Genomic DNA, 21,762 nt, shown 5'->3' with positions numbered 1-21,762 from the left:
CTTTACCAATAGTATGTGAAGAATCCAACTATTCAACCTGAAATTTTTGTCAGCTATTTTGTAGAAATACATGAACTTCTACTGATTTTTTTGTAAAATTAAACAAGAGGATGCGAAGATCACAAAGGTTTTACATAAACGTATGGAGGCTATCTCTTTGAATACTAGATATGATCCATTTAAGACATCATTTGATAGTTTAGATGAATTCGCCGACTTGATTAGCCAGGTGTTACAATGCCCGGTTACAATTGAGGATGCCAATCACCGGCTTCTTGCCTACAGCACTCATGACGAACGAACCGACCCAGCCCGAATCTCCACGATTATTGGCCGGCGGGTGCCGGAAAAAGTGATTAATCAGCTTTGGAAAGAAGGTACGATTCCCTCCCTTTTAAAAACCAAGGAGCCAATCCGGGTAAAAAATATGGATGAAATTGGTCTAAGCCATCGGGTGGCTATTTCGATTTGGAAACAGGATGAAGTTCTGGGCTTTATCTGGGCTTTGGAAATCGACAGAACGTTAACAGATGAAGACTTTACACTGTTAAAAAAAGCGGCAGAGGCGGTAAAAAATAAGCTGTTACAGCTGCAAACGAGAAAAAATAAAAAAGAAGAGCGATTCCAAGAATTTTTTTGGAAGCTATTAACGGGGCATTTAAATGATCCAGGTGAAATCAGCGAGCACTTCTACAGCTTGCAAATCACACCGCCATCCTGTTTCGCACTTATCGTCTTTCAGTTTCAGGAAAACATAAGCAATCAGGATGAACAATCCATCTCGTATTTATTAAAAACGAATCAGCGGATAAAAATTATCCTTACTACCATTGATTGTAATCAGTTAATACTGTTGGTTTCCACGGATCACATTGCCAACCCATTCTTGGAATTAGAACAATTTTCACAAATGTTTGCAGTGAAAATGGCAGATCGCTACGGAATCAATCATCTCATCCCTGTCTATAGCAGCATTTATCATGATTATCAAAAAATCACGAAGGCTTATGAAGAAACATTGGCTGTCCTATCAATAAAAGCCAAGTTTCCACACGAAACAAAAAATATCTACAACTATCACAAACTAGGTATATATCAACTCTTTGATCTTCTTTTGGAAAAGCGAAAAAAGGAAGCTTACGAAAATTATTCTTTAAAAAGGCTTCAGCTGTATGATCAAAAGCATAATAGCAACCTTGTGGAAACATTAGAGGTTTTTCTAAATTGCGACAATAACATGAATGAAGCGGCAAAAGTCTTAAATGTTCATGCCAATACGTTAAATTACCGATTGAAGCGAATTTCCGAAATTGGGGATGTTAACTTCAAAGATCCTAATCAGAAAATGATGCTGTTCCTAGATTTAAAGCTGGAAAAATACCTGGGGATTTAAAGCTTTTGTGAAAATCCCCAAAAACTTCCCTTATCTTTCTCCATTACCAACAAAGAATTTCCCTGATAAACAATTTATACTTTATTCATAGGAATTTCTTGTTAAAAAATAGGAGGAATTAGGAAATGTTTATTGGTGTACCTAAGGAAATCAAGAACAACGAAAATCGGGTAGCCCTTACCCCAGCTGGTGTCAGTTCATTCGTCACTGCCGGCCATCATGTGTTTATTGAAAAGGATGCTGGATTTGGAAGCGGTTTCACCAATGAGGCTTACGAAAAAGCCGGTGCTGAAATTCTTGAGACTGCCGAAAAAGTCTGGACAAAAGCAGAAATGATCATGAAGGTAAAAGAACCGCTCCCTAGCGAATATCAATACTTCCGCCAAGGATTGGTCTTATTCACTTATTTACACCTTGCTGCCGAGCCAGAGCTGGCACAAGCCCTTAAAGATAAAGGTGTTATTGCCATTGCCTATGAAACAGTTTCAGTCAACAGAACTCTTCCCCTGCTGACACCAATGAGCGAAGTGGCCGGCCGTATGGCAGCTCAAATCGGTGCTTCCTTCTTACAAAAGAATAATGGCGGGCAAGGGATTCTTCTTGCCGGTGTTCCAGGTGTAAATCGTGGAAAAGTAACGATTATCGGCGGTGGAATTGTCGGAACAAATGCAGCAAAAATGGCGATTGGCCTCGGTGCTGATGTAACAATCATCGACTTAAGTGCTGACCGTCTGCGCCAATTAGATGATATCTTTGGAAACCAAATTAAAACATTAATGTCCAATCCTTATAATATTGCCGAGGGTGTTGCAGAGGCCGATCTATTAATTGGTGCAGTCCTTATTCCTGGTGCAAAAGCTCCTAAGCTTGTAACTGAAGAAATGGTCAAAGCGATGAAGCCGGGGGCCGTTATTGTTGATGTGGCGATTGATCAAGGCGGAATTGTGGAAACGATTGATCATGTAACCACTCACGATAACCCAACATTTGAAAAACATGGCGTCATCCATTACTCTGTTGCCAATATGCCTGGGGCCGTTCCAAGAACGTCAACGATTGCGTTAACCAATGTGACAGTTCCTTATGCATTACAGATTGCCGGCAAAGGCGTCTTTAAGGCGATTGCCGAAAATCCGGCTTTAAAGCTTGGCGTGAACGTGGCAAACGGCGAAATTACCTATGAAGCAGTGGCTAAGGATCTTGGCTATCAATATGTTGCCGTAGAAAAAGCATTAGAAAAAGAACTTTCTGCTATTTAAATATGGTCAGGTCCCCTCAACAATCCGATGAGGGGGCCTAATTCTTTTATTGGCCGGAAAACCATTTAGTTTTTATACATTTCATTTTCCAAAATGATCACATTTTCATTAAAAGTTGTACTGCCAACACGTTTCGTATTTTCCACCAGCCTAAAAATATTATCACAGCACTGTTTGGCACCTTTCACTAATAATGGTACACCGATAAAGTCAATTTTTAACCCTCTCGAAAAAAATCCTCCCAGTGACATCAATAACGGAACAGTAGGTGAGGTATTTGAAAATACTATTTTTTCATCAGCTTGGAATTTTTCCTGTAGTAATAAGATTATTTCTTTCATTGCTGGCACAACATATTTATTCCGTTTCCTGCCGATTGTATAAACAGAATGACCCTCGTCGTCAATCCCGTGAAAAATTAGCTTTCCAAAATCCTGTTTTGAAAGTTTGTTGAAATATTTAACATTAAGTATTTCATCCTTAGTCAGCTTAACTTCTGATTGAGGCAATTGCTTTAAATGATAGGCAGCTGCCAAAGAAGTCGTATGGGTACCACCATAATCGTTATAAATATAAATCACCGGAAATCATCCTTCAATTCTTCATTCAATATTTGATTAGGTTATTAATTCCAATCCGACCCTATATTTATTCATTCAACATTCTTTATTATCGAAAAAAGCTATCCTGCAACTGCAAGATAGCTCATAAATTCTATAGATATTTCCGATGAATGCCTTTACCATCATAAGAAAATAGCATCGCCCGCTCTTCAATAGTGGTTTCCATATGAACCGGCCGGCCCCACAGCTGATGAACGTAAGGCAGGACCTTCTCCAAATACTTAACATCTAGCTCGACACCTTCGAACCAGTGCTTCAAATAAAGCTCGCCGTTTTTTAAATAGTCGCCATCGTTGACCGTAATATATGGGAACCCGCCGTTTACCCGCATATTAACCAACTGGTCGCGGACATGCTCCCACTGTTTATCAACAACTTTATAGTCACGGCCCTGCTTTTGGAACAGATACATATCCTCCCTCATAACCAAATCTTTTGTTAAATAATTTCGCAAGAAGGAGATATCCGATTCAACTTCCCTGACCTCAAACATTTTCTCTCTGCCGGAACCTGGCTCCACTCCTCGTCGCTTCATTTCTTCTGTCGGATTATTATATCGCTCTTCAATATCTTCTAATATTTTCAGGCCCAGATAGTATGGGTTGATGCCTGTTTTTGACGGCTGGACGACCCCAGCATTTAGTTTGGCAAATTCAATTGCTTCCCCGCTCGTCAAATTCATTTCCCGGAGAATCCGCTGATGCCAGTAGGAAGCCCAACCTTCGTTCATAATTTTGGTTTCAAGCTGCGGCCAGAAATAAAGCATTTCTTCCCGCATCATCGTCAAAATATCGCGCTGCCAATCCTCAAGCTCCCTGCTGTAGGATTCGATGAACAATAACAAATCTTTCTCCGGCCGCGGCGGAAATTTCTTTTTCCGCTTTGGTTTTTCCTCTTTCTTCCCTTTGTCATCCAGCTTCCAAAGATCATCGTACGGTGATACTGCACGAACCACATCGTCTTCCTCATCCTCATCTTCAATAGACCAGGCAAGCTTTGGCCGCATTAACGAAGGGTCAATATGCTCATCAATTGATAGAATCGCATCGAGGAACGTCTCGACTTCTCTTTTTCCATATTGAATTTCATACTGATGAATCCGTTCAGCGGTTGCCGCCATGCTTTCGACCATATCACGCTTCGTATTTTGGAACCGGACATTATTTTTAAAGAAGTCACAATGGGCCAATACATGGGCAACGATGAGTTTGTTTTGAATCAACGAGTTGGAGTCAAGTAAAAACGCATAGCATGGATTAGAGTTGATAACCAATTCATAAATTTTGCTTAGTCCCAAATCATAATGCAGTTTCATCTTATGGAATTGCTTTCCGAAACTCCAGTGTGAAAATCGGGTTGGCATTCCGTAGGCCCCAAACGTATAAATAATTTCAGCAGGACAAATTTCGTATCGCATCGGATAAAAGTCCAGACCAAAGCCGGTTGCGATCTCGGTTATTTCACCAATGGCATATTCCAGTGCTTTCTTATCTGCCTCATTCATCAGCCACTCCCCCTTTTCCTCTTACCACAATGTATGAAGGGAAGCGGGGAATGATGAATAAATGAAAACTTGCCGATTGACGAGTCCGTTAGGACGAAGACAGAGGCTTAGTTGAATTTATGCGTTAAGAAATTATAAAATTTGATAAATTTTATAATTTCTTATTAGCCAAGATAGGTTGGATTATAAATCAGTGTGTGAGTTTTTTTGCTTCTTGTGCTAATTTTAGGCCAACCAGCTTGTTCCGCTTCCACTCGTTTCGCAGCATGGAAGGCGGAGGGCTTGTTTCACCGACAAGGGGGCAAATCTCAATGGTTAACGCCGGACGGTGATAGCTTGAAATAAACCAATCGGTAAATCCCCCGCCAATCGCATCCTTCGGAGGTTTCGCCAATTTGTATCTTGTCAGTGAGGCAATTTTTCTCGCTAATGAGTGGTCACGCTTACCAAATGTTCCATTTTGATAACTCCAGTAAATTTCCCGGCCTGCTGTGTGATAGGCAACCGCAATCGATGGATTAATCTCCTCAATCAAATTCTTCAGGGCAATCACTTCCTTTGCTTGGAACGGCTCTTTCCCCTTAAACAACTTATAAGAAGGGGTCTCTGAACCATCCTTAAGCTCATTCCAGCCAGCAGGATACTGACGGTTTAAATCAATTCCGATTCCATTAGCCTTCCATCTTTCAAAATTAGTTTCCCCATCGTTCATCATGACTAATTGCTGGAGATGGATGGGAGGAAATCCTTTTAATTGATGCTGCTGAATGGCCACCCCATCCGGATTTAGCATGGGGATAAACCAAATCGAGACTTCATCCAGCAGCGCGGTGGTTTTGCGATCTTGCACATAGCTTGCGGCATAGTTATCGAGCATCTTCATTAGCAGCATGGAAGTCAACCATTCTCTGCCATGGTGGGCACCGATTAATACGATATTTTTTTTGGCTTTGCCTAGCTTAATTCCCCAAATATTTCGTCCGAAATAAGTCGTTCCAATAATTTTCGTTTCAAGATTTCCTCCATACCTCTCCCTTATTTGCCCAAGGTCCTGTTCAAATGCTTCATATGTATACGGTTTATTTGTTTCTGCAATGCTTGCCTGGACTTTATCACCCAGCGCCAGAAATACCAATAATGCACATAATAATCTCGCCATAGTTCCTCACTTTTTTCATTCTTTATACAGGTAAAAGTTGCAATCCGCACTATCAGTGGGTGTCAACATTTTCTGCGGGTGTTCTTATTAAAATGTCGTACAATAATATCAACTCCTAATCGAGGAGGAGACAACTGAATGAATAAAATGGATTACGACCGGGCGTTATATTACACGCACCGATCTGAATGGGATAATTTACTGATTTTAATGGTTCGAACCACCGACCAGTTTTTATCAAAGAAAATTGAACATTTCCTGCATGCCTACAATTTCGAACGTGACTACACCGTGATTGAAAAAAATCTTTATAACCTGCTTCGTTACATCGACCATGCTAATGAGACCTTTGAAAGTGACGATAATGAGATACCGATGTATAGTTTTTCCTGAAAAAACTAAGGGATACCAATTTAGTTGAGGAACTTTTTTACAACCGGGCTATAGAATTCCACCAAAAACACGGCTTTCCTAATTTGGAGAGCCGTGTTTTCATGTTTATTATTCATTTTTTACTACACCATTGCGGACAGCATAAAGTGCCGCCTGTGTCCGGTCTGCAACCTCGAGCTTTGCTAAAATGCTTGAAACATGCGTTTTAACAGTTTTTTCAGTAATAAATAATGAGGAGGCAATTTCTTTATTGCTTTTTCCGCTGGCGATTTCCTTCAGTACATCAATTTCCCGTTTGGTCAATTCATCCAATGGCTTTTTTTCTTCATTTTTTAACGTATAGCGCGACAATAAATGCGTGGTCGCTTTTGGATGCAGCTGATTCTCTCCTTGCATTAGCTGTCTGATGGCCTTAACCAGTTCGTCCGGTTCAATATCCTTTAACTGGTAGCCTGATGCGCCGGCCTCAATCGCCGGAATTACATGATTCTGGTCAGAAAAACTGGTTAGAATCATAATTTTTTGCGTCGGTTGTTTTTGAATAATTCTCTTTGTCGCTTCAATTCCGTCCATAACAGGCATGACCAAATCCATTAGGACAAGATCCGGCTTTAGTTCTTCCGCCTTTTCTACCGCTTCCTGCCCATTCTGCGCTTCCCCGATAATTTCTATATTTTCCTGCGTCCTTAGAAAAAAGACCAAACCGCGTCTAACCACATGATGGTCATCGGCAATCAATATTCTGATACTCATCTCGCTCTCTCCCTAAAACGGTATTTTTACCCTCACCGTTGTCCCTTTGCCCGGTTTGCTTGTTAACTTAAAAGTCCCAGATAAGGAATTCGTCCGATCCTTCATGCTTTTTAACCCAAGTGATGGCAGCTCTTTGCTTTCATCATAGATAAAACCGCTGCCTTTGTCTTTAAATAAAAACATGATATAGTTTTCGGCGGCTTCAATCGATAGGTCGACTGTCGATTGACCAGAGTGTTTTTTGCAATTAGCCAATGCCTCCTGTCCGATCCGCCACAACCCCTCTTCAATGGCGCATGGCAGATGGATGACCCCATTCACCTTGATATTGACCCTTAACCCAAGCATTTCTCCGTAACTGCATAACGCACTGACAATGCCTTTCTCCAATCCCCTTGGCCGCAGCTGCCAAATTAACGCCCTCATTTCATTTAGAGCTTCCTGAGCCAAATCTTGAATGTATCCGAATGTCTCTTTCACTTCAGTGCTATCACTCAGTTCTTTTCCGCCAGATGCTGTCAGACTTAAGGAAAACAGCAATTGATTGACCGAATCATGCAAGTCCCTTGCCAGCCTGTTCCGCTCTGCTGTTAACGCGAGTTCCTGGTCTTTCTGCGTCAATTTCATTCGTTTTAACGCGGTACCAATTTGCAGGGCCACTGATTCCAACAGTGCCAGTTCTCCGTTCGTAAACCGCCGCTTATAAGGAGAACCAACATTTAGGATGCCAAATTTTTCATCACCAGCTTTAAGCGGTACGGTGGCATGATGGGTTAATCCCCATGTATCACTTGCTTTACGTTCAATCGCATCCTCTAGACGCTTGCATTCAATAATATTGGTCGCCTTATCCAACCTGCCATCCTTGTAGCGGTCGATACACCAGCAATCACCGCCGCACATGGGCGTAAAGTTATTTTCAGATAGGGCAGGAGGCAAATTTTCCCTCGCCGCCAGTGTAAATATGCCGGAATCATCGATTAAAAAAATCCATCCCGTTTGTAGGCCAGTAACATGCAGCAGCTTCTTCAAAACCTCTGAAAGGACGATTGACGGGTCTATTCCCCGATTGAGCAGCTCGGCAATTTCCTTTAATATTTGCAAATCCGATACATGGTTCTCCTCCATTTATGAATCCTCCGAATTTACGGTCTTTTTCTCATTATATCAAGATTGAATCCTAACACCTTAGAAAAAAGTATTGAATTTTCTAGGACTAAAGTCGTAACCTTAAAACAAAACCCGAAAGGCATACCGCCTTTCGGGTCATAATTTAGGATTGAGCCTGTTTAATTTTTTGATCGACAACCGACATAAAATCTTGTTCAATTTGCTGGAGTTTTGCTTTGCTTTCTTCCAGTGATGAACTGTTAACACCAAAGTAAAACTTAACCTTTGGCTCCGTCCCAGATGGACGCAAGCACACCCATGATCCATCCTCAAACAAATATTTCAGCACATTGGATTGCGGCAGATCGATACTTTCTTCCCCAGACTCTGTAACCCTTTTTCCAATTAAATAATCCTCGGTTGCCACTGCTTTTACGGAACCAAGACTCGCCAGCGGCTCGTCGCGGAATGAAGTCAGGATCTTCTGAATTAATTCTGCTCCTTCTTTTCCTTTTAGGGTTAGGGAACGAAGCCCTTCTTGGTAATAGCCGTATTTTTCAAATACGCTCATTAAACCCTCGTAAAGGGACATGCCTTGTTTTTTATAAAAGGCACATACTTCAGTTGCTAATAGAGAAGCTTGAACAGCGTCCTTATCCCTGGCAAAGTCGCCGATTAAATAGCCATATGACTCTTCATAGCCAAACAAGAAGGTGTGCTCACCGGTTTCTTCATATTGTTTGATTTTCTCAGCAATGAATTTAAAGCCAGTCAGAACATCCTCAGTTTTCAACCCGTAATCAGCAGCAATCTTGCGGCCAATTTCTGAAGTTACGATTGTTTTAAATACGATACCATTTTGGGGCAGTGTACCTTTTTGCTTTTTCTGGGATAACAAATAATCCAGTAATAATGCACCCGTTTGGTTCCCTGTAAGAACAATATATTCACCATCAGGATTTAACACAGCAATTCCCAAGCGGTCAGCATCCGGGTCGGTCCCGATTAAAAGGTCAGCGCCTACGCGTTTTCCTTCGCGGATGGCTAATTGAAAGGCTGCATGCTCTTCCGGGTTCGGGCTTTTCACCGTCGAAAACTGCGGATCTGGAAGCTCCTGTTCTTTCACCACGGTAACATTTTCATAACCTAACGCAGCAAGTGCGGCCCGGACAGGCTTGTTGGCTGTCCCATGTAACGGAGTAAAGACAATTTTGATATCACTCTCTTGGGCAAGCTCTGGGTTTTCAGAGATGGTTTCTAGTTTTTCGGTGTAGGCCTGATCAATTTCTGCCCCGATGGTTTTAATTAATCCGGCGGCCCGCAGTGTTTCTTCACTGTCCACCTCGATCAATAACTCATTCTCAATACCATTTACCTTGGCAATGACCTCATCGGCAGGAGCCGGTGGCAGCTGTCCGCCATCAGAGCCATAAACCTTATAGCCATTGTATTCAGGTGGATTATGACTAGCGGTAATCACGATTCCGGAATAAGCGTTTAAATGTCTTAATGCAAATGATAATTCCGGTGTTGGTCTTAGTTCGTCAAATACATAAGTTTGAATACCTTGTGTAGCCAGTGTTTTGGCCGCTTCCAAGGCAAATTCCGGTGATTTATGACGAGAATCATAGGCAATAACTACCCCGCGTTGTTTTGCCTCATCGCCATGGTCTTCTATGTATGCAGCAAGTCCAGCCGATGCTTTGCGGACGGTGTAGAGATTCATCCGATTTGTGCCGACACCGATTTCTCCGCGCATCCCGCCTGTACCAAATTCCAGATTTTTGTAAAAGGCATCCTCAAGCTGTTTTTCATCTTGCTTGAGTTCCATCAATTGTTGTTTTAATTCTGCATCCAAATCATTAAATTCCAGCCAGCTATTAGCTGTTGCTCTCCAGTCCATCCTTAAGGACCCCCTCCTCTTCAAGTTGCGCTTTACAATACTATTGTTTCGAAGTGCAAGTGGTGTACTCCTTTAAAAATTGTCTTAAATAAACCGACAATTTTCGCATTCATTATGTATATCGCAGTCAACTACTATAATACATGAAACCATAAAAAAAGAAAAAGCCTATTCGGCAGGCTTTTTCCTAAACTAGCAATTCATTGTCTGCTTTAGTATAGATACTCAGCATCGTGTTTTTCATATGTTTCGCATCGATGAATTGTTCGTAGGAGAACGGAAACACCAAGCCAAACTCTTCAAGAGTCGCCACATTTTTATTAAACAACTCTTCATATTGGTCATCAAGCTGCGGCGATTCAAGAATCGAGATCAGTGTTTGGATACTCGCCATTACTTGAAACGCATCTTTTAAGGTACCCATTTCCTGAAAGTGCTGTTCTGAGGTATGCAATATTTTTAATTGTTGGAACTCATTAATATCTTCATCGGTAAAATAACGCGGAAAAATATTGGTATAAATATACCGCACTAACTCACAGATTTCTTCTTCTTGACTCGGAGTCGAGGCAAAAACAATCTTCACTACTAACCCACCCTTTGCCATCGCAGTTTTCTGTCGTATTATATATGTTAAGAATACCATATCTATTACTGCCTTTCCGGTGGTAATTAGTGGATGGCAGGTGAGATAAACAATGCTACATACAAGCCGAATGGGCGAATGGTTCCAAATCATTGTCCCAGAGAACTGGCAAGGAAAAACAGTACAAGGTTTGTTTCATGAAGTGTGGGAAGTCCCGAAAAAACTAACCCATACGTTTCGAATGGAGAAAAAGGTTACGGTTGATGGGCAAGCGGCCAATTGGACAACGCCCCTTGTTACCGGCTCAAAACTTCAGCTTCGCTTATTTGAATCTGAAGAAACCCATATCATTCCGCATTTTCGGGAGCTTGAGATTCTTTTTGAGGACGACCATGTCCTGATTCTGAATAAGCCGCCGTTTATGAATACCCATCCTAACGATAACAAGCAGGAAACAGATACACTGGTAAATGCGGCCTGTTTTCATTTACTGGCACAAGGGGAAAACCGCGACATCAGACAGGTGCATCGCTTGGACCGAGATACGTCAGGAGCGATCCTGTTTGCCAAGCACGCCTTGGCAGGTGCAATTTTGGACCGGGAGCTTGAGAAACGAAACATCAAACGGACCTATATAGCATTGGTGCATGGGTTTTTGAAACAAGTACGTGGCACGATTGGCGCAGCCATTGGCCGGGACCGCCATCACCCAACAAGAAGACGGGTATCTCCGTCCGGACAAGAGGCGATTACCCATTACCAGGTAGTATTGGAAGATAAACAGGAAAAGCTAACGTATGTAAAATGCTGGCTTGATACAGGAAGAACCCATCAAATCCGCGTCCATTTCAGTCATATTGGCCACCCGTTACTGGGCGACACGCTGTATGGCGGAAAACCGGTGACCGACAGGCAGGCACTGCATGCCGCCAAGCTGCAATTTACCCACCCTTTTACGGGGGAAGTCATTGTCTGTCATGCTCCGTTCCGCGATAAACCCGTCATTTTTAAAATGGTGGATGTCCATACATTATAAAAAGCCTCCCGCTTAGGGAGACTTTTTGTATTTAGTCGGCTTTTCGGAACGATCTCATGATAAAGCTTAGCAGCAGGACCAACACAGCCGAGCCAATGACGGCGGGTATGATTGCAAAATCAGCCACTTCTGGACCCCAATCTCCTAACACCATTTGCCCTAGCCATGCACCAACAAAACCTGCAATGATATTCCCAATAATGCCCCCTGGTACGTCCCTGCCTACGATAAGGCCGGCCAACCAACCAATAATACCTCCGACAATCAATGCCCAAATAAAGCTCACGTTATAACACTCCTTTTCACTAATTCACTTAATGATAAGCGTCTCGAGCCTTGCAAAACAGTTAAAACTGCTTGTACGAATTAACATACCCAAATATAATTTTTATACTCACAGGCTGAAGAGTATTTTTAGGCATTTCTGCCTGATTAAGGAAAAAAGCCATACATATTCTAAAAATTGTTGGCAAAAGTAAAAAAGTATCAAGGTAGAAGGTAATAATCAGAAAATTCTAATGTTAAGTTTTTGTAAATTTGCACGTTTACTGTTTCTTTTATCGGCATTTTTCAGATAAAATTAGTACGTTATTTTTATAAAATATTGGGGGTCCAACCATATGGCATTCAGAAAACAAGACAAATTCTCGGCGTTGTTACATAATATTTCCTCTAACATGAAAGAAGGTGTCAATTTCTTCACTGAATACAAATTAAAGGAAATCAGCGATTTGAAAGTGTTCGCGGAGAGAATGAAAGAAATTGAATCAAAGGGAGATTCCTTTGTCCATGAGGTTATTAAGGAGCTGAATGATGCGTTCATTACGCCAATTGAGCGTGAGGATATCCTGCAACTTGCCATGACCATGGATGATATTCTTGATGGCCTAGAAGCGACAGCAGCACTGTTCGAAATGTATAACATAACCCAAGCGGATGAATATATGCTGCAATTCGTGAGCGCCATCCAAAGCAGTGTCCATGAAATTGATTTATCCGTTGAACTGCTTTCCAATAAAAAGCTGCCGCAAATTAGAGAGCATGCCATAAAAATCAAAGATTACGAATCAAAATGTGATAATGTGTTACGTCAATCGATTAAAAACCTGTTTAATGTAGAAAAGGATCCAATCCGGATTATTCAATATAAGGAAATTTATGAAAACCTTGAAGATATTGCGGATAGCTGCCAAACGGTTGCCAATACGCTTGAAACCATCATTATGAAAAATGCCTAAGGAGCCCTTATATGAGTGTAGTATTCGTTTTAACCATATTAATTGTGATTGGTGCCCTTGCATTTGACTTTATCAATGGTTTCCATGATACGGCTAATGCAATTGCCACTTCCGTTTCAACTAAAGCATTGCGGCCACGCCAGGCCATTCTTTTGGCAGCGTCAATGAATTTTATTGGGGCCCTGACTTTTACAGGAGTCGCCAAAACCATTTCAAAGGATATTGTCGATCCTTTCCTTTTAGAACACGGTTCCATTGTCATTTTAGCCGCCTTACTTTCAGCGATTGCCTGGAATTTAATCACCTGGTATTACGGCATCCCGAGCAGCTCCTCTCATGCTCTGATTGGCTCGATTGCCGGAGCAGCGATTGCCGCTGAGGGATTAAATGTCCTGAATTATACAGGATTCATCAAAATTATTGAGGCTCTTATTCTTTCACCAATTTTAGCCTTTGCTGTCGGCTATATTGTTTACAGTATCTTTAAAGTGGTATTTAAGAATTTTAATTTAACCAAAACAAACCGGAATTTCCGTTATATCCAGATTGCCACCGCGGCATTGCAGTCCTATTCCCACGGGACAAACGACGCGCAGAAGTCAATGGGGATTATCACCATGGCGTTAATAGCGAATAATTTTCTTCCTCATAACGCCGATGTTCCTTTTTGGGTTCAATTTTCCTGTGCTCTAGCCATGGGTCTTGGAACCTCCATTGGCGGATGGAAAATCATTAAAACGGTTGGCGGGAAGATCATGAAAATTCGCCCGATCAATGGTGTTGCGGCCGACTTGACAGGTGCGGCTATTATTTTTGGTGCTACCTATATCCATTTGCCGGTTAGTACAACCCACGTTATTTCATCCGGTATCCTTGGTGTCGGGTCAGCCCATCGCCTGAAGGGGGTCAAATGGGGGACGGCACAGCGCATGCTTATCACCTGGGTGATTACCCTGCCTATCTCTGCCTTACTGGCCGGTCTTTTCTATTTCATTCTTCATCTGTTCTTTTAATATAAAGAGAGGCTTTTCGCACTGTTGCGTAATCTGGCACCCATGTCAAGGACACATGAAAAAAAGAGTTATGAAGCTAAAAGATGATTCCTATATTGAATAGGGGTCATCTTTTCTAAATTCCATTGATATCGATAATTGTTATAGTAAACCATGTAATGATTTATTTTCGCCTCCAGTTCATCTAATGTTTTACAAGACTGGTAGTCTACCTCATCCTTTAAATGCCCAAAGAAAGACTCCATCGGGGCATTGTCCCAACAGTTTCCTCTCCGAGACATTGACTGGTCTAAACCATGTCTTTTTAACAATTTCTGATATCTTGGGCTTGTGTAATGGCTCCCTTGATCAGAATGGATAAATGCCTCCGAATGTAAACTAATTTTCTTATTTTTCATTAATTTATCGATGGTCTTTGTTGCGATATCTAAAGTGATACGATCTGAAATATGATAAGCTAATAACTCATTGGTGGAGGCGTCTTTTATGGTTGACAAATAGGCCATACTACTTCCGTTATATGGTAAATATGTAATATCCGTTAATAATTCTTTCCCTGGTACACCTTGCTTAAATTCCCTGTTTAACTTATTTGGTACGACCTGATGCTCCTTTGTTGCTTTGGCGATTCTTTTATATGGATTTGGCTTTCTGTGAGGACAGACAATTCCATATTTCCTCATTATTCTCCGGATTTTTTTACGGCTGAAGTTAACATCAAACTCATTCTTCAAAATCATTTTGATGGAGCGTGAACCTTTCTTATATCCTCTTCGGTCAAAAGCCTTTAAAATGAGTTCCTTCGCTTCGAGGTCTAACTTCTCCCTTGCTTCACGAACAGAGGCAGCCTTCATGTAACTATAGTATCCAGACCGGGAAACACCCAGAAGCTCACAAAAGTACCTAGTCATTCCCTTAAAACCGTTTTGCTCAAGCGTCTCCTGGATCAATTGATATGCCTTATTTGGATTTAGATTCTCGCTTGCGTTTAGCAGCCTCCTTTCGGTCGTTTCTAGCTTTTTTAACAGCTCTACCTGCCCTTCCAATAGCTCAATTCTGGCTCTTTGTCTCTCAATTACTTCGGAGGGTGTAAGCTCCCGTTTTAAAGGTCTGCCGGAGGATGTTTTTCTTGTATCTGTAAGCCCGATCAAGCCATTCATTTCATAGGCTTTTTTCCACCTACAGGCCGACTGTTCAATTCGTTTTATGCCAATGACGTCCGCATCAAATCCATTCTCCTCAAAAATTTGACGTGGGAGTTTGCCGACTTGGTATTCATCGATAAATCTATTTTTAAATTCTTCTGTATAGGTAATGGATTTTTCGCTGACACGCTGTACATTTGGATTTTTTTGTAGTGTATTTATCTCTTTAGATGAAAAAGTTATTTTACTCATGTTGTCCCCTAATCCCCATATTCTGAAATTCAAGTATATAAAAAATACCTGCAGGTTGAACACTCTTTTTTACAAGTGTCCTACCTACAGGTACCATTCTAGCGAAAAGCCTCTTTTTTTATTATGAATGCTGAAATATCTTCATGATCCAATCAAGAAGTACGCCTCCAAAGTAAACACCAAATACACCAACGACAGCTGAGAACACTGGCGGCGCGGGGAGCGGCAATTTTAAAAATTTAAACAGCATCCCGACAATTAAACCAGCAATTAGTGCTAGAAAAACTTCCTTCATAAGATTCCCTCACCATTAATTAATAGTTGCTTGATGAAACTTCACCCTTGCTAATGGCGACACCTGAGCTTGCCCCAATCCGAGTTGCCCCTGCCTCAATCATGGCTAGCGCGTCCTCACGACTTCTCACACCGCCGGATGCTTTCACACCAAGATCGGGTCCTACGGTTTCACGCATTAAGCGAATATCTTCGACTGTTGCCCCGCCGGTTGAAAATCCAGTTGATGTTTTGACAAAATCAGTCCCGGCTTTCACAGCCAATTCACAGGCGCGCTTCTTCTCCTCATCTGTAAGCAGGGAGGTCTCGATGATTACTTTTACAAGTGCCCTCCCCTTGGCCGCATCAACGACGGCTTTGATATCCTGTTGAACCAGGTCATCCTGTTTGTCCTTTAACGCACCAATATTAATTACCATATCTACTTCATTTGCACCATTTTCAATGGCATTCTTTGTTTCAAACGCTTTTGTTTCAGATGTCGTGGCCCCAAGCGGGAAACCGATAACAGTACAAACCTTCACATTTGGTGTTTCCTTTAGCAATTCTGCGGCAGTTTTTACCCAAGTCGGATTAACACAAACGGATGCAAACGAGTACTCTTTCGCTTCCTCGCACAATGTAACAATTTGCTCTTTTGTGGCATCTGCTTTTAATAATGTATGATCAATCTTTCCTGCAATAGTTTGGCTCATGTTTATCTAACCCCCGTTTTGTTTTTTTCTATTGTTAATTTACCCAAAATCACTAGTGTTGCATAAATAGTGTCATAATTTTCAGTTTACTCACCTTCCCTGTTTAGAGGCAAAAAAGTAAATACCCAATCAAAGGTGGCCCTATCCATTTGGAAATTTATTTACAATTAGACTTTTGCAACGACGACAATTTGCATATTTAAGGGATGGCTTTTCCTTCAATCTTTCGAAGCCAAACATTCGCTGGTTTCCACAATGCAGCCCTTAGATAACGGCTAATCTGTAAGGTTTTTCGCTTGCTTCTGGTCTCGATTTGTACGAGAACATGTAGGCAAAAAACAATTAGTGCGATAAATACTTGATTTTGAATCGCCCATTCGCTTTGACCGTAGAACTTTTTGATGCTGAGATGTTGTTTGATCCATTTAAAAAACAGCTCAATTGCCCACCGTGATTTATACATTTCTGAAATTTCTTCGGCGCTTATATCAAAACGATTTGTAATTAAATGAAGTTCATTTCCTTTTGAATCAATCACTTTTAGAAGCCGAAAGTAATTTTCAGCACGGTTTTGAGTCGTACCTATCAACACCATTTGGTCTGATAAAACAGCTGTATCCTTGGGTAGCTTAAAATCGTAAACGTTCCGTATGACTGCATTTTTGCGTAGCCGTGAAAGAAAGAAGTAGCCATCATCAGTCATGCGATCAAAGCGCTCGTAGTCTAGATAACCACGGTCAAACACATACATGCATTCCTTGTCATCAACCATGATTTCAAGCTGACCACGGTCATGTTCTTTTGCCGTTGTCATAACGGCCTTTTCAGGATAGGATATACCCTTTTCCATAAACACAAGGCGCAAATGTAACTTTACACCTGCTTTTGTTTTGCGGAATTTAGCCCATTTATGATTGGTCAAATTAAGTGGCAATGTGCTTGAATCAATGATTTTTAACGGCATCACGAGTTTCGTGTAATGCGTTTTGGCATGAATTTGTGACACTAAATCAAGGAAAAGCCTTTGAAATAGGTCAGGGTTTATGCCGTTTAACCGCCGTGACAACTGAGAAATACTAATAGAATCAAGGTCTATCCCTTTTTGAAGCTGGTCATCGAAAAGACAATCACCCAGCGCATGCAGACTTTCAATTTCTTGTAGCTGCGCAAAAAGTAGTAATTTTAGAAATGACTCTGTCGTTAATTTTTTCGTATAGTAATCTAATTTCATCGTTTTCACGTTTTCTTCAAATAATTGAAGATTTATAGGTGAAAACCATTGTCCAAATGAAGTTTTTCGTGTAATCTTGTCCATGTGATGGTCCTTTTTTAGTGGATTTGGACGGGTTACCACCTGACTAATCCATTATAAAGGACTTTTTCTTTGCACAAAATAATAATATTGAACATTTTGAGTATTTTTAATAGTGAATTTAAATTAATGCAACACTAGTGACCCAAAATAACTATATCAAAGTATTTGAACATTTGTAAATCAGTAACTGAACAAATGATAAAAGTTTCTTATTCCTGTCACAAACCTATTTATCCAATAAGAATTTTGCTGTATATTGGTCAGTAATCAAAACATTGGCATATCCGCCTTTTAGAGCCCCAAATATTCCTTCTATTTTATTCGGACCACCAGCAACCAAAATCGAATATTCCTTATTTTTTAAATCATGCAGGTCTATACCGAGCGTTCTATCATTAAGGCTTTCGTTGCAGAGATTCCCCTCACTATCAAAAAACCGTGAACAGATATCGCCTGCCGCCTTCCCTTCAAGCGAATGGAGATCACTATCCGAAAAGTACCCCAGTTGGAACAATAACGAGTCTGTTTTCACCGAACCAATTGTAAACAGAGCAATATTGGCCTGTTTTCCTAAATCGAGAACTTTACGGATATGGCGGTCTGCCTCCATCGCCTGTTTCACCACCACATGGTCGACGATGGCCGGCAGCGGCAGATTGTGCGGCGCTGTATTGTAGGCTTTGCCAAACAAATACAATATTTCGGATGAGTACGTATTCGTTTCGGAATGGCTTACCCCGCCCTTTAATTGGACAACTTTAACCCCTTTAACAAATTTCTGCTTTAATTCAATCGCTACATGGTAAACCGTGGTTCCCCAAGTCACCCCAATAATGTCATCGTCTTTGACAATTTCATCGAGATAGGATGCTGCTTTTTCCCCGAGATAATTTTTCACAATATGGTTTTCATACTGGGGAACCGATGCTACCACCGCTTTTTTTAACTGGAACTTCTCCTCAAGTTTGTTCGCAAGGTTATCCACGTTTTCCGTCGGGTCCATAATCGTAATTTGAACAATGCCCTCACTTTTTGCCTGCTGCAGCAGCCTTGATACTGTCGGTCTCGATACTCCCAATATGGAGGCAATCTCGTTCTGATTATAGTCCAATAAATAATATAATTTGGCCGCATCGATGACCTTCGCTAATTTTTCCTGATCCACTGCCATCACCTAAACTTCATGAAATTACCTTCATTATAACATTTGTAAAATTAGCGGTGAACATTTTTTCAAAATGCATCACGGCCTTCTTTTAAGGGAAATCTTTATTAAAGTATTTGTGGTGAATCGTCACAAAATGGTCAAAGGTTATCATTCCAATTTTCTGTATACTTAACATGGATAATCAGTTTCCAAAACTGGAGGGTATTGGATGCAAAAACTGGGTGAATTCATATACAAATATTACAAAGTAGTACTGGCGATTTGGGTTTTCGCCATTTTGCTGTTTGGATACTTCGCGGTAAAACTGCCTACTGTCCTAAGCGGCAACGGTTTTGAATATAACGGAGAATATAATAAAACTCGCAAAATCTTGGAGGAGGACTTTGGCCAGGCAAAATCTTCGATCATCCTTGTCTTTGAAAAAAGGCAGTCCGTCAGTGATAACAGGTTCACTGAATTTATTGAGGATACGTTTGACAGGCTTCAAGATTTTGACGATGCGAAAGGAATCATCACGCCCTTTGACCGTGAGGGGATGATCAAGGGAAATGTCGCCTATGGTCTGCTGACCTTTGATAAAAAGGCAGAGAGCCTCAGTTCGGAGATCAGTGATTTAAAGAAATTGCTTAGCAACAAAAAAGGGCTATCCGTGACTGTGACCGGCGAACCAGTAATTGTCAAAGATTTAAACACCGCAAGCCAGGAGGATTTGGCCAAAGCTGAGATGATCGGTCTGCCGATTGCCCTGTTGGTGCTGATTCTCGCCTTCGGCAGCCTTGTTGCTGCCTCGCTCCCGCTCATCATCGGTGTCCTTTCGATCCTGACTACGATGGGAATTGTTTATTTTTTCAGTTATAGTGCCGATTTAACGATTTTCATCTTGAATATTGTTCCGATGATTGGCCTTGCCTTGAGCATTGATTTCGCCTTGCTGTTCATCAATCGGTATAAAGAGGAATTAAATAGAGGTACAGTTGCGGAGGCCATCTCGGTCACGGTCGCCACGGCAGGCCGCTCGATTATTTTTTCAGGGCTTTGTGTGTTTATCGGTTTGTCGGGACTTTGGTTTATCCAAATTGATATTTTTCAAAATGTTGCCCTTGGCGGGATGACAGTCGTGTTGGTTTCCGCCCTTTGTGCATTAACGTTTCTTCCGGCGTTTTTGGCACTGTTGGGACCGCGAATCAACAAATTTAGTGTTCTGCGTTTATCTGGCAATGGGACAAGTGCCTGGCATTCGTTCGCCAAGCTGGTCATGAAAAAGCCGGTGCTGATGACGGTGGCTGCACTAGCAATTCTATTAGCCGGGCTGATGCCGGTGCGGCAAATGGTACTTACCATCCCGGGGACGGATTCCCTGCCTCCCGAATACCCATCTCGGGTTGCCTTAGAAAAGTTCCGGGAGCATTTTTTTGAAAAAGAAAAACGCGACGAAAAAAAGGTCTCGATTGTTTTAGAAACAAATGGTGATGTGTTATCGGGGGTGAATTTGTGGCAGGTCCAAGGAGTGATTTCCAAGCTTGAAAAGGATTCACTCGTTTATTCTGTTGACTCGGTGTTTTCGGAAGCAGGAGTCAAGGACCCAGATCAATTCCAGCAGCTGCTGAGTATTGGGGACAAAACTCAACTTGCACCATTGCTAAGTCACTTTGTCAGAGATAATAAAATGCTGATTGAGGTGTATCTAAAGGCAGGTGGGCACACGGCTAAGTCCCGTGAATGGATACATGATTGGTCCAGCAAGGATTTGGGGGTTGATGCCACCTTCGGCGGGTCGATTAAATTTGAGCAGGAAATTTTCGATGAAATCATCGATAAGGCACCATATGGCATGCTGTTGATTATGATATCAACGCTAGTGATTCTGATGGCTGCGTTTCGTTCGGTGCTGATTCCGTTGAAGGCGATTTTGATGAACGCCTTAAGCCTCGGCTGTACGTTCGGAATTGTCGTGTGGATTTTTCAGCAAGGGCATTTAGGAGTAGAACCGGTTAATATCGGCCTGATTCTGCCGGTGTTTGTGTTTACCTTGGTATTTGGACTATCGATGGATTACGAGGTATTTCTCATCTCCCGGATTCAGGAATTTTATCTGATGACCGGCGATAATACAGAAGCAACCATTTCAGGGTTAACCTACACGAGTAAAATTATTACCTCCGCTGCCGCGATTATGATTGTTGTCACCGGTGCGTTTGCTTTTACTGGGGTGATGCCAATCAAGCAGCTGGGGGTCGGTATTGCGATTGCCATCTTTATTGATGCAACGATTGTGCGGATGGTGCTGGTGCCGTCGTTGATGAAGCTGTTGGGTGATTGGAACTGGTGGTTTTTTGGCTTTAAAAATAAACATGATGTGGAGCATCGTAAAAAGCCAGCCTGATTTTTTATCGGGCTGGCTTTGTTGTGTTAGATGTTTTTTGCGTAGTTTTCGTTTGGCATTTTGCTTAAAGTGACATACAGACTGATTGCTTCTGTGCCGCTATTTTTAAATGACATTTCTTCTTCGCTGTCCACATGGATCAGGTCTCGTTCAGTTACTTCCGTTTCTGCACCATCGATAATGATGGTGCCGGTTCCGGTGATGACATATATATAAACCTCTGTACCTGGATGTTTGTGTGTCGGCAGTGTCTGCCCTGGCAGAAAGTTTAGGATAAACGCAGTCGTTTCACCTTTTTTGTAGATGACCCGCTTCGTGAACTTCTCCTCGCTGTATTCCATAAAAGCTTTCACAGAATTCGTTTCCATTTGGCTGTTCCTCCTTTGGTTCCTCTGATGTTATTATAGTTGATAATGATTTTCAATTAAGTGAGCCAAGTCACTGCTTTTAAGATGTCACGATTTAAACATCGGGGTTTTGGTAATTGTTAACAAAAAATTCATATTTTTCTCTCGGGTTATCTGAAAATTTTTGTAAAAT

Annotated in this window: 21 protein-coding genes; 7 read left to right on the top strand and 14 right to left on the bottom strand. The window is 41.5% G+C overall.

The genetic code is table 11. The features are described 5' to 3' along the window. Positions 1–157 precede the first annotated feature (157 nt). Together ACZ43M_RS07965 and ald are read left to right on the top strand one after the other, a co-directional pair. On the top strand, positions 158–1,393 hold the full coding sequence (locus ACZ43M_RS07965) for a PucR family transcriptional regulator (RefSeq protein ID WP_464506869.1): 1,236 nt from the start codon (positions 158–160) through the stop codon (positions 1,391–1,393). A 125-nt stretch (positions 1,394–1,518) separates the two neighbouring features. Next, entirely contained in the window at positions 1,519–2,652 is a 1,134-nt protein-coding gene (gene ald / locus ACZ43M_RS07960; protein WP_464506868.1) for an alanine dehydrogenase, read from the top strand. Positions 2,653–2,717: 65 nt separating this feature from the next. Here the strand turns inward: ald and ACZ43M_RS07955 are convergent, their stop codons facing one another. The 3 genes from ACZ43M_RS07955 to ACZ43M_RS07945 all read right to left on the bottom strand — a co-directional run bounded on the left by ACZ43M_RS07955 (position 2,718) and on the right by ACZ43M_RS07945 (position 5,938). Continuing rightward, complete coding sequence (locus ACZ43M_RS07955; RefSeq protein WP_464506867.1) at positions 2,718–3,233, bottom strand: DUF3189 family protein; 516 nt, start codon at positions 3,231–3,233, stop codon at positions 2,718–2,720. A gap of 133 nt (positions 3,234–3,366) precedes the next feature. After that, entirely contained in the window at positions 3,367–4,779 is a 1,413-nt protein-coding gene (locus tag ACZ43M_RS07950; protein WP_464506866.1) for a SpoVR family protein, read from the bottom strand. A 190-nt stretch (positions 4,780–4,969) separates the two neighbouring features. Next, positions 4,970–5,938, bottom strand: coding sequence for a M14 family zinc carboxypeptidase (locus ACZ43M_RS07945; protein ID WP_464506865.1), 969 nt, complete (start codon positions 5,936–5,938; stop codon positions 4,970–4,972). Positions 5,939–6,076: 138 nt separating this feature from the next. On the opposite strand from ACZ43M_RS07945, the gene ACZ43M_RS07940 reads away from it, so the two are divergent. Next, entirely contained in the window at positions 6,077–6,331 is a 255-nt protein-coding gene (locus ACZ43M_RS07940; RefSeq protein WP_464506864.1) for a YhdB family protein, read from the top strand. Between the two features lie 108 nt (positions 6,332–6,439). Here ACZ43M_RS07940 and ACZ43M_RS07935 read toward each other — a convergent pair whose 3' ends face one another. From ACZ43M_RS07935 to ACZ43M_RS07920, 4 genes are all read right to left on the bottom strand, one after another. Beyond that, positions 6,440–7,084: a response regulator gene (locus tag ACZ43M_RS07935; protein ID WP_464506863.1), complete on the bottom strand. Its 645-nt coding sequence runs from the start codon at positions 7,082–7,084 to the stop codon at positions 6,440–6,442. Between the two features lie 12 nt (positions 7,085–7,096). Continuing rightward, on the bottom strand, positions 7,097–8,212 hold the full coding sequence (locus tag ACZ43M_RS07930) for a GAF domain-containing sensor histidine kinase (RefSeq protein WP_464506862.1): 1,116 nt from the start codon (positions 8,210–8,212) through the stop codon (positions 7,097–7,099). Positions 8,213–8,357: 145 nt separating this feature from the next. Beyond that, positions 8,358–10,097, bottom strand: a complete 1,740-nt coding sequence (locus ACZ43M_RS07925) for a phospho-sugar mutase (protein ID WP_464506861.1) — start codon at positions 10,095–10,097, stop codon at positions 8,358–8,360. 187 nt (positions 10,098–10,284) lie between these two features. After that, complete coding sequence (locus tag ACZ43M_RS07920) at positions 10,285–10,683, bottom strand: YhcU family protein (protein ID WP_464506860.1); 399 nt, start codon at positions 10,681–10,683, stop codon at positions 10,285–10,287. 112 nt (positions 10,684–10,795) lie between these two features. Between ACZ43M_RS07920 and ACZ43M_RS07915 the strand changes: the two genes are divergently transcribed. Further along, positions 10,796–11,719, top strand: coding sequence for an RluA family pseudouridine synthase (locus ACZ43M_RS07915; protein ID WP_464506859.1), 924 nt, complete (start codon positions 10,796–10,798; stop codon positions 11,717–11,719). Between the two features lie 31 nt (positions 11,720–11,750). Here ACZ43M_RS07915 and ACZ43M_RS07910 read toward each other — a convergent pair whose 3' ends face one another. Then, entirely contained in the window at positions 11,751–12,005 is a 255-nt protein-coding gene (locus ACZ43M_RS07910; protein ID WP_464506858.1) for a GlsB/YeaQ/YmgE family stress response membrane protein, read from the bottom strand. Between the two features lie 334 nt (positions 12,006–12,339). Here ACZ43M_RS07910 and ACZ43M_RS07905 point away from each other — a divergent pair, with 334 nt between their 5' ends. Further along, on the top strand, positions 12,340–12,957 hold the full coding sequence (locus tag ACZ43M_RS07905) for a DUF47 domain-containing protein (RefSeq protein ID WP_464506857.1): 618 nt from the start codon (positions 12,340–12,342) through the stop codon (positions 12,955–12,957). Between the two features lie 11 nt (positions 12,958–12,968). Continuing rightward, positions 12,969–13,970 carry an anion permease gene (locus ACZ43M_RS07900; RefSeq protein WP_464506856.1) on the top strand — a complete coding sequence of 334 codons (1,002 nt, stop codon included), beginning with the start codon at positions 12,969–12,971 and terminating at the stop codon, positions 13,968–13,970. A gap of 68 nt (positions 13,971–14,038) precedes the next feature. Here the strand turns inward: ACZ43M_RS07900 and ACZ43M_RS07895 are convergent, their stop codons facing one another. From ACZ43M_RS07895 to ACZ43M_RS07875, 5 genes are all read right to left on the bottom strand, one after another. Next, complete coding sequence (locus ACZ43M_RS07895; protein WP_464506855.1) at positions 14,039–15,367, bottom strand: IS3 family transposase; 1,329 nt, start codon at positions 15,365–15,367, stop codon at positions 14,039–14,041. 121 nt (positions 15,368–15,488) lie between these two features. Further along, on the bottom strand, positions 15,489–15,662 hold the full coding sequence (locus ACZ43M_RS07890; RefSeq protein ID WP_464506854.1) for a XapX domain-containing protein: 174 nt from the start codon (positions 15,660–15,662) through the stop codon (positions 15,489–15,491). A gap of 19 nt (positions 15,663–15,681) precedes the next feature. Then, a complete protein-coding gene (deoC, locus tag ACZ43M_RS07885; protein WP_464506852.1) occupies positions 15,682–16,356 on the bottom strand; it encodes a deoxyribose-phosphate aldolase in 675 nt (224 codons plus the stop codon). A gap of 199 nt (positions 16,357–16,555) precedes the next feature. Then, complete coding sequence (locus ACZ43M_RS07880) at positions 16,556–17,671, bottom strand: IS4 family transposase (protein ID WP_464506851.1); 1,116 nt, start codon at positions 17,669–17,671, stop codon at positions 16,556–16,558. 226 nt (positions 17,672–17,897) lie between these two features. Next, complete coding sequence (locus ACZ43M_RS07875) at positions 17,898–18,836, bottom strand: sugar-binding transcriptional regulator (protein WP_464507985.1); 939 nt, start codon at positions 18,834–18,836, stop codon at positions 17,898–17,900. Positions 18,837–19,047: 211 nt separating this feature from the next. On the opposite strand from ACZ43M_RS07875, the gene ACZ43M_RS07870 reads away from it, so the two are divergent. Next, complete coding sequence (locus ACZ43M_RS07870) at positions 19,048–21,222, top strand: MMPL family transporter (protein WP_464506849.1); 2,175 nt, start codon at positions 19,048–19,050, stop codon at positions 21,220–21,222. A gap of 26 nt (positions 21,223–21,248) precedes the next feature. Here ACZ43M_RS07870 and ACZ43M_RS07865 read toward each other — a convergent pair whose 3' ends face one another. Beyond that, positions 21,249–21,590, bottom strand: a complete 342-nt coding sequence (locus ACZ43M_RS07865) for a cupin domain-containing protein (RefSeq protein ID WP_464506848.1) — start codon at positions 21,588–21,590, stop codon at positions 21,249–21,251. Positions 21,591–21,762 lie beyond the last annotated feature (172 nt).

It is taken from the genome of Neobacillus sp. B24, from assembly GCF_055381825.1.
This window is presented reverse-complemented; position numbering and strand designations above follow the sequence as displayed.

Coding starts and splice junctions, on each gene's coding strand:
- ald (WP_464506868.1), top strand. CDS start 1,519: ATGTTTATTGGTGTACCTAAGGAAATCAAGAACAACGAAAATCGGGTA.
- ACZ43M_RS07950 (WP_464506866.1), bottom strand. CDS start 4,779: ATGAATGAGGCAGATAAGAAAGCACTGGAATATGCCATTGGTGAAATA.
- ACZ43M_RS07945 (WP_464506865.1), bottom strand. CDS start 5,938: ATGGCGAGATTATTATGTGCATTATTGGTATTTCTGGCGCTGGGTGAT.
- ACZ43M_RS07940 (WP_464506864.1), top strand. CDS start 6,077: ATGAATAAAATGGATTACGACCGGGCGTTATATTACACGCACCGATCT.
- ACZ43M_RS07935 (WP_464506863.1), bottom strand. CDS start 7,084: ATGAGTATCAGAATATTGATTGCCGATGACCATCATGTGGTTAGACGC.
- ACZ43M_RS07930 (WP_464506862.1), bottom strand. CDS start 8,212: ATGGAGGAGAACCATGTATCGGATTTGCAAATATTAAAGGAAATTGCC.
- ACZ43M_RS07925 (WP_464506861.1), bottom strand. CDS start 10,097: ATGGACTGGAGAGCAACAGCTAATAGCTGGCTGGAATTTAATGATTTG.
- ACZ43M_RS07915 (WP_464506859.1), top strand. CDS start 10,796: ATGCTACATACAAGCCGAATGGGCGAATGGTTCCAAATCATTGTCCCA.
- ACZ43M_RS07905 (WP_464506857.1), top strand. CDS start 12,340: ATGGCATTCAGAAAACAAGACAAATTCTCGGCGTTGTTACATAATATT.
- ACZ43M_RS07900 (WP_464506856.1), top strand. CDS start 12,969: ATGAGTGTAGTATTCGTTTTAACCATATTAATTGTGATTGGTGCCCTT.
- ACZ43M_RS07895 (WP_464506855.1), bottom strand. CDS start 15,367: ATGAGTAAAATAACTTTTTCATCTAAAGAGATAAATACACTACAAAAA.
- ACZ43M_RS07890 (WP_464506854.1), bottom strand. CDS start 15,662: ATGAAGGAAGTTTTTCTAGCACTAATTGCTGGTTTAATTGTCGGGATG.
- deoC (WP_464506852.1), bottom strand. CDS start 16,356: ATGAGCCAAACTATTGCAGGAAAGATTGATCATACATTATTAAAAGCA.
- ACZ43M_RS07880 (WP_464506851.1), bottom strand. CDS start 17,671: ATGGACAAGATTACACGAAAAACTTCATTTGGACAATGGTTTTCACCT.
- ACZ43M_RS07870 (WP_464506849.1), top strand. CDS start 19,048: ATGCAAAAACTGGGTGAATTCATATACAAATATTACAAAGTAGTACTG.
- ACZ43M_RS07865 (WP_464506848.1), bottom strand. CDS start 21,590: ATGGAAACGAATTCTGTGAAAGCTTTTATGGAATACAGCGAGGAGAAG.